The 6,572-nt window shown below is 62.2% G+C and carries 8 protein-coding genes; 6 read left to right on the top strand and 2 right to left on the bottom strand.

Annotation, left to right across the window (positions count from 1 at the left end; genetic code table 11):
* The 5 genes from B9Z41_RS06510 to B9Z41_RS06490 all read left to right on the top strand — a co-directional run.
* Window positions 1-790: ABC transporter substrate-binding protein (locus B9Z41_RS06510; protein ID WP_369823295.1), on the top strand; the 790-nt coding region annotated here is incomplete at its 5' end.
* Complete coding sequence (locus tag B9Z41_RS06505) at window positions 783-1,655, top strand: ABC transporter substrate-binding protein (protein WP_100146226.1); 873 nt, start codon at window positions 783-785, stop codon at window positions 1,653-1,655. The genes B9Z41_RS06510 and B9Z41_RS06505, both read left to right, overlap by 8 nt.
* Entirely contained in the window at window positions 1,652-2,662 is a 1,011-nt protein-coding gene (locus B9Z41_RS06500) for an iron ABC transporter permease (RefSeq protein ID WP_100146225.1), read from the top strand. The genes B9Z41_RS06505 and B9Z41_RS06500 overlap by 4 nt, the downstream gene beginning before the upstream one ends.
* A complete protein-coding gene (locus B9Z41_RS06495) occupies window positions 2,659-3,456 on the top strand; it encodes an ABC transporter ATP-binding protein (RefSeq protein WP_100146224.1) in 798 nt (265 codons plus the stop codon). The genes B9Z41_RS06500 and B9Z41_RS06495 overlap by 4 nt, the downstream gene beginning before the upstream one ends.
* Window positions 3,453-4,928 carry a cobyric acid synthase gene (locus tag B9Z41_RS06490; RefSeq protein WP_100146223.1) on the top strand — a complete coding sequence of 492 codons (1,476 nt, stop codon included), beginning with the start codon at window positions 3,453-3,455 and terminating at the stop codon, window positions 4,926-4,928. Before B9Z41_RS06495 ends, B9Z41_RS06490 begins: the two co-directional genes overlap by 4 nt.
* Here B9Z41_RS06490 and B9Z41_RS06485 read toward each other — a convergent pair.
* Complete coding sequence (locus B9Z41_RS06485; protein WP_100146222.1) at window positions 4,912-5,235, bottom strand: type II toxin-antitoxin system HicB family antitoxin; 324 nt, start codon at window positions 5,233-5,235, stop codon at window positions 4,912-4,914. The genes B9Z41_RS06490 and B9Z41_RS06485 overlap by 17 nt on opposite strands.
* Complete coding sequence (locus tag B9Z41_RS06480; protein ID WP_100146221.1) at window positions 5,232-5,480, bottom strand: toxin HicA; 249 nt, start codon at window positions 5,478-5,480, stop codon at window positions 5,232-5,234. Before B9Z41_RS06480 ends, B9Z41_RS06485 begins: the two co-directional genes overlap by 4 nt.
* A gap of 97 nt (window positions 5,481-5,577) precedes the next feature.
* Here B9Z41_RS06480 and B9Z41_RS06475 point away from each other — a divergent pair, with 97 nt between their 5' ends.
* Window positions 5,578-6,570, top strand: coding sequence for a tripartite tricarboxylate transporter substrate binding protein (locus B9Z41_RS06475; RefSeq protein ID WP_100146251.1), 993 nt, complete (start codon window positions 5,578-5,580; stop codon window positions 6,568-6,570).
* Window positions 6,571-6,572: the final 2 nt, after the last annotated feature.

Raw genomic sequence — 6,572 nt, 5'->3', positions numbered from 1 at the left:
CCCCTCCCGCATCGTCTGCCTCACCGAGGAGACCACGGAGTGGCTGTATCTGCTGGGGCAAGAGGCGCGCATCGTCGGCATTTCAGGCTACACGGTGCGCCCGCGTCGGGCGCGGGCTGAAAAGCCCAAGGTCAGTGCGTTCTTGAGCGCCAAGCTCGACAAAATCTTGGCGCTTGAGCCCGACTGCGTGTTTGGTTTTTCAGATTTGCAAGCCGATATTGCGGCTTCGCTCATTCGTGCGGGCGTGCAAGTCACGGTGTTCAACCAACGCAGTGTGGAGGAGATTTTTTCCATGCTCTACCAAGTGGCTGCGATGGTGGGGCAAGCTGACCAAGGCCTGCAACGCTTGGCGCACATGCGTGTGCAGTTGGACGAGATACGTCACACCGCGGCTACCTTCAAGCGTCGCCCCAAGATTTATTTTGAAGAGTGGGACGAGCCCCACATCAGCGCCATCCGCTGGGTGTCAGAGCTCATGGGCATCGCGGGGGGTGACGACTGCTTTCCTGAACTGGCGCGCATGTCGCTGGGCAAAGACCGCATCATTGCCGATGGGCAAACCATCGTGGAACGTGCGCCCGACATCATCATTGGCTCATGGTGTGGAAAGAAGTTCCGCGCTGACAAAGTGGCCGCACGCCCGGGTTGGCAAGACGTGCCTGCGGTGCGCCATGGGCAGTTGTTTGAAATCAAATCAGCCGACATCTTGCAACCCGGCCCCGCCGCCTTGACCGATGGCGTGGCGCAGTTGCACCGCATCGTGCAGCAATGGGTGGTGCAACATGGCTGATCGCTTGCTGCGAAGTCTTGTGCTGTGGTTGCTGTGTGTGGTTAGCGCACAGGCCGTGGTGGTGCGCGATGACCGGCAGGTCGAGGTGACACTCACCCACACACCGCAGCGCATCGTCAGCCTGCTGCCATCCCTCACAGAAACCGTGTGTGCCTTGGGGCAGTGCCAGCGCCTAGTGGGGGTGGACCGCTATTCCAACTGGCCCGAGCCGGTGGCCAGGTTGCCGCGTTTGGGGGGCGGCATTGACCCGCAGATCGAGAGCGTGGTGGCGCTGAAGCCAGACTTGGTGCTGATGGCCAGCTCTGCACGTGGGGCCGACCGTCTGCGTGCCTTGGGCCTCCAGGTGTTGTCGCTTGAGCCCAAGTCGCATGCCGACATGCAGCGCGTCATCACCACCCTGAGTCAAGCCTTGGGCTTGCCAGACACGCAGGCGCAAGGCGTGTGGCGTGACATCCAGGCGGGCCTGGCCACGGCCGCCCAATCGGTGCCCGCGTCGGCGCGTGGCGCACGTGTGTACTTCGAAGTCAGCCCCGCGCCGCATGCGGCCAGCGAGGCTTCTTTCATTGGCGAGACCTTGACGCGCTTGGGGGCAAGCAATGTGGTGCCCGCCGCGTTGGGGCCGTTTCCGCAACTCAACCCAGAGTTTGTGGTGCGCGCCCAGCCCGATGTGATCATGGTGGGCGACAGCAACTGGGCGCTTATGCGCAACCGTCCTGGCTGGGCCAACCTGAGCGCCTTGCAACAGCAACGGGTGTGCACCTTCACGCCCGAGCAGTCGGATGTGCTGGTGCGTCCCGGTCCGCGCATGGCTGAAGCGGCGGCACTGATGGCCCAATGTCTGCGCAACGTGCGAGCTGTGCCATGAAAGCCATACGCCCCTGGCACTTTGGCAGCGTGTTGCTGCTGCTCAGTCTGATCGGCTTGGTGATGGGCAGCGCGGTGGGCAGCACAGGGGTATCTCGCGTGTGGGCGCTTTGGCAAGACCCCTTGTCTTGGCAAATCGTGTGGGACATCCGTCTGCCGCGCTCGATCGGCGCTTGGGTGGGCGGTGCTTTGTTGGGGCTGGCCGGTGCGCTGGCGCAGGGTTTGTTTCGCAACCCCTTGGCCGATCCGTATTTGTTGGGCAGCGCCTCCGGTGCGTCGCTGGGTGTGGCGCTGGGCTTGGCACTGTTGGGGCCCAGCGTGGCAACAGGGCTGTGGCTGCATGTGGGACTCACGGGCATGGCGTTTGGAGGGGCCGTGTTGGCGGTGGGGCTCACGCTGGTGTTGGCGCGTGGCGTGCAGCACAGCTTGCGTTTGTTGTTGGCGGGTGTGATTGTGGGCGTGGTGCTGGGCGCGGTGTCGTCGCTCATCACCTTGTTGCGCCCCGAAGTGTTGCAAGGCATGCAAGGCTTTGTGTTGGGCTCGACCGCGTTTGTCAGTTGGCCGGCTTGCGGGTTGATGTTGGCGGTGCTGCTGTTGTGCAGCGCGCTGGCGGCATGGCTGAGCCCCTTGTTGGATGCGCTGAGTTTGGGCGAGTCCACCACTTTGAGTTTGGGGCTGCCTCTGGGGCCCATGCGGGTGGTGTTGGTGGGCGTGCTCTCGTTGGCCACGGCCACCGCTGTGGCACAACTGGGCTTGATTGCCTTTGTGGGCTTGGTCGCGCCGCATGTGGTGCGCGCCATCACCCACAGCACCCACCGCTGGGGCGGGGTGTTGTCGGCGGGCATGGGGGGGGCGTTGCTGTTGTGGGCCGACGTGCTGGCGCGCGCTGTGCTGGCCCCGCAAGAGTTGCCGGTGGGGCTGCTCACCGCCGTGTTGGGCGGTGTCTATTTGTTGTGGCTCATGCACCGCAACCAAGGGCAAGAACAAGGGTCAGGGGGGGCTTTATGAACACCTCAACCCGCATGGCCTTGCGGGCTCAAGGGCTGCATGTGTCCTTGGGCCGTCGCCCCGTGTTGCAGGATGTGAATGCCACGTTTGCCGCCGGGCGCTGGACCAGCATCGTCGGCCCCAATGGCGCTGGCAAATCCAGCCTGCTCAAGGTGCTGGCGGGTGTGTTGCCCGCAGCCCAAGGCCAGGTGTTCTGGTTTGACCAACCGGTGCAAGCCATGCACCGCCGTGCACGTGCGCAGCAGCTGGCTTGGTTGGGACAAAGCGAAGCGGCGTCAGACGATGTGCGTGTCTGGGATGTGGTGATGCTGGGGCGCTTGCCACACCAAGATTGGCTGGCTGGCCCCAGTGCACAAGACCATGCCGAGGTGATGCGCGCGCTGCATGCCACCCAGTCGTGGGACTGGCGTGAGCGGCGCTTGGGGGCCTTGTCGGGCGGCGAACGCCAACGCGTGTTGCTGGCGCGTGCGCTGGCGGTGCAAGCGCAGGTCTTGTTGATGGACGAACCCTTGGCCAATCTTGACCCGCCTTACCAAGTGGACTGGTTGCAGCAGATGCGCGCCTTGGTGGCCGAGGGCAAAACCGTGGTCAGTGTGCTGCACGAAATCGGCATGGCCTTGCAGGCTGATGAACTGGTGCTGATGCAAGCCGGGCGGGTGGTGTTTCAGGGCGCTTGCGCACAAGCGGCCACGCACCGCGCTGTGGAAGCGGTGTTCGAACACCGCATTGCCATCCATGCTGTGGCCCAGCAGTGGGTGGTGGTGCCTCATATCTCATCTCAGGGGGCTGTATGACCGCACGTTGTGTCATGGTGCTCGGCACGTCCAGTGGGGCGGGTAAAAGCTGGTTGGCCACGGCCTTGTGCCGCTGGTATGCGCGCCAGGGTTTCAAGGTGGCACCGTTCAAAGCGCAAAACATGAGCAACAACGCCCGGGTGGTGGCCTCTGCCCACGGCTTGGGCGAGATCGGTTCGGCCCAGTACTTTCAGGCCTTGGCGGCGCGTGCCGTGCCCGACGTGCGCATGAACCCCTTGCTGCTCAAGCCTGAGGCCGACACCCACAGCCAGGTGGTGTTGCTGGGCGACGTCAACCACGCACTCACCCACACGCCCTGGCGCGAACGCAGCGAACATGTGTGGCCGCACATCGCGGCGGCGCTGGATGCGCTGCGGGCTGAGCACGATGTGGTGGTGATCGAAGGGGCGGGCTCGCCCGCCGAGATCAACCTGATGGACAGCGACATCGTCAACCTGCGCGTGGCACGACACGCCGACGCACGCTGCTTGCTGGTGACCGACATCGACAAAGGCGGCGCTTTTGCGCATCTGTACGGCACCTGGGCCTTGCTGCCGCCCACCGACCAGGCGCGCATTGCCGGGTTTGTGCTCAACAAGTTTCGTGGCGATGCCAGCTTGCTGGCACCTGCGCCCGAGCAATTGCAAATCTTGACCGGTGTGCCCACCGTGGCCACCTTGCCCATGTGGTGGCAGCACGGCTTGCCAGAAGAAGACGGTGTGTTTGACGACCGCAGTCGCAGCACAGGTGCCGTCACCCGCACCGTGGCTGTGGTGGCCTATCCGCGCATCAGCAACCTGGATGAATTTCAGCCCCTTAAAAACGTGCCTGGCCTGCGCTTGGTGTGGGCGCGCACGCCCGCTGATGTGGCGGGCTTGACGCCCACCGATTGGCTCATCTTGCCCGGCTCCAAACACACCAGCAGCGACTTGGCCTGGCTGCGCGCCCAGGGTTTGGATCAGGCCGTGGCCCAACACGCCGCGCAGGGTGGGGCGGTGCTGGGCATTTGCGGCGGGCTGCAAATGTTGGGCGAAGCCTTGATCGACACCGATGGCATTGACGGCAATGCACCCGGTTTGGGCTTGCTGCCTTTGGTCACCGTGTTTGCCACCGACAAAACCGTGCGCCACACACAGGCCACGTTTGCGCCCATCACGGGGGCTTGGTCAGCGCTGTCGGGCGTGGATGTGCAAGGCTATGAAATTCATCACGGCCAAACCGCTGAGCACACCGCCATGGCAGCCGCGGGCCAACGCGCGGTGGAGGTGTTGCCGCATTTGGCATGGCAAAACCTCAGCGGCAATGTGCTGGGCATTTACCTGCATGGCATGTTGGAAGACCCCCGTGTGCTGCACGCCTTGTTCGGTCAACACGTCCCCACGTTAGACACCGTGTTCGATGGCTTGGCCGATTTTGTGGCCAAGCACATGAGCGTGGACACCTTGCGGCGCTTGCTCACATCGCCAACTTAGCCGACACCAAACGGTTGAGGCTGACGCCTTGCTCAGCAGCCTCGGTGGCCAAACTTCGATGCACCACGGATGGCACGCGAACAATGAAGCGACCACTGTAATTTTTTTCTGACAAAGCTTCTGGAATCAGCTCTTTGTTGGCTTGCATGTCTGCCACCACGTTGCTGACGACTTTGCGGATACCTGCCAGCGCTTTCTCAGGGCTTGGTGCCAACCAAGACAGCGACGGGAACTCGGCGCACAGGCCAATATGTTCGTTGTCATCGGGTGACCACGTCACGCGGTAGGTGTAGTGGTTGATGTTCATGGTTTCACTCCCAATCGGTCCAGTGCTAACAGTACTTGCTTGACCTGATAAGCCTTTGCTTTACCTTTGTCGTTTTGAATGTTCACCCTTGGGTCCCCAGGCCACGGAGTTTTGAAAATCGAATGGCTGCCGCCTTGCTGCCTTGCTTTGCCAAAGTAAAATTCGCAAAGCTTGTGCAGATCAGCAAAGCGAACATTGGCAGGTTCACGCCGCATTTGCTCCAAGATTTTGTCGAGGTTGGCCATTGAGTAATGATATCTTTATTGATACTTCTTGCCAAGCCGAATGACGACGGCCTAAGGCTTGCGTCAGTTGTCACAGCAGATTCGGCAAAATGCGGCCATGAACATCCAACGTCGCCTCCTTCTTCGTGCCGCCGTGTGGCTGGCGTTCACCGCCACAGGCTGGTGTGTGCAAGCTGCCATGGCGCAAAGCCACTACCCCAGCAAACCGATTGTGATGGTGGTGCCGCAAACCGCGGGTGGCACCAACGACATCGTGGGACGTGTGGTCAGCCAAAAACTCTCTGAGGTGCTGGGTGCGCCTGTGGCGGTTGAAAACCGTCCCGGTGCCGGCGGCAACATCGGCACGCAGTACGCCGCCAAAGCGCCCAAAGACGGGTACACCTTGTTGATGACCATCAGCAGCAGCCAGGCCATCAACCCCGCGCTGTACAAGAACCCGGGCTTTGACCCGGTGAAAGACTTCAAGCCCATCAGCCTCATTGGTGCCGTGCCCAATGTGTTGTTGGCACACCCAGGCTTTGCGCCCAACTCGGTGAAAGAACTCATCGCCTTGGCCAAAGCCAAACCCGGCTTTTACCAATACGCCTCAGCAGGCAATGGCACCCTCAACCACCTGCTGGGTGAAATGCTCAACAGCATGGCTGGCATCGACTTGCAGCACGTGCCCTACAAAGGCGTGGCACCAGCCCTGAACGATGTACTGGGTGGGCAGTTGCCGCTGGTGTTTGCCAGCTTGCCTTCGTCGCTGTCGCATATCAAGGCCGGCAAACTTAAGCCGCTGGCGGTGAGCAGCCCACGCCGCTCCCCCGCCTTGCCTGACGTGCCTGCTTTGTCAGAGGTGGTGCCGGGTTACAGCGGCACGCTGTGGATTGGCCTGTTTGCCCCAGCGGGTGTACCGAGCGATGTGTTGGCCAAGTTGCAAGACGGCATGGGCAAAGCCTTGGCCGCCAAAGACTTGCGTGACAAGCTGGAACTGCAAGGCGTGGAGTTGGCCGCGCCCACCACGCCCGAGCAATTTGCCGCCTTGCTCAACGAAGACATGGTGCGCTGGGCACAGATCGTCAAAAGCTCCGGCGCTTCGGTGGACTGACG

The sequence above is a fragment of the Limnohabitans sp. JirII-31 genome, assembly GCF_002778315.1.
Lineage (GTDB): Bacteria > Pseudomonadota > Gammaproteobacteria > Burkholderiales > Burkholderiaceae_C > Limnohabitans.
This window is presented reverse-complemented; position numbering and strand designations above follow the sequence as displayed.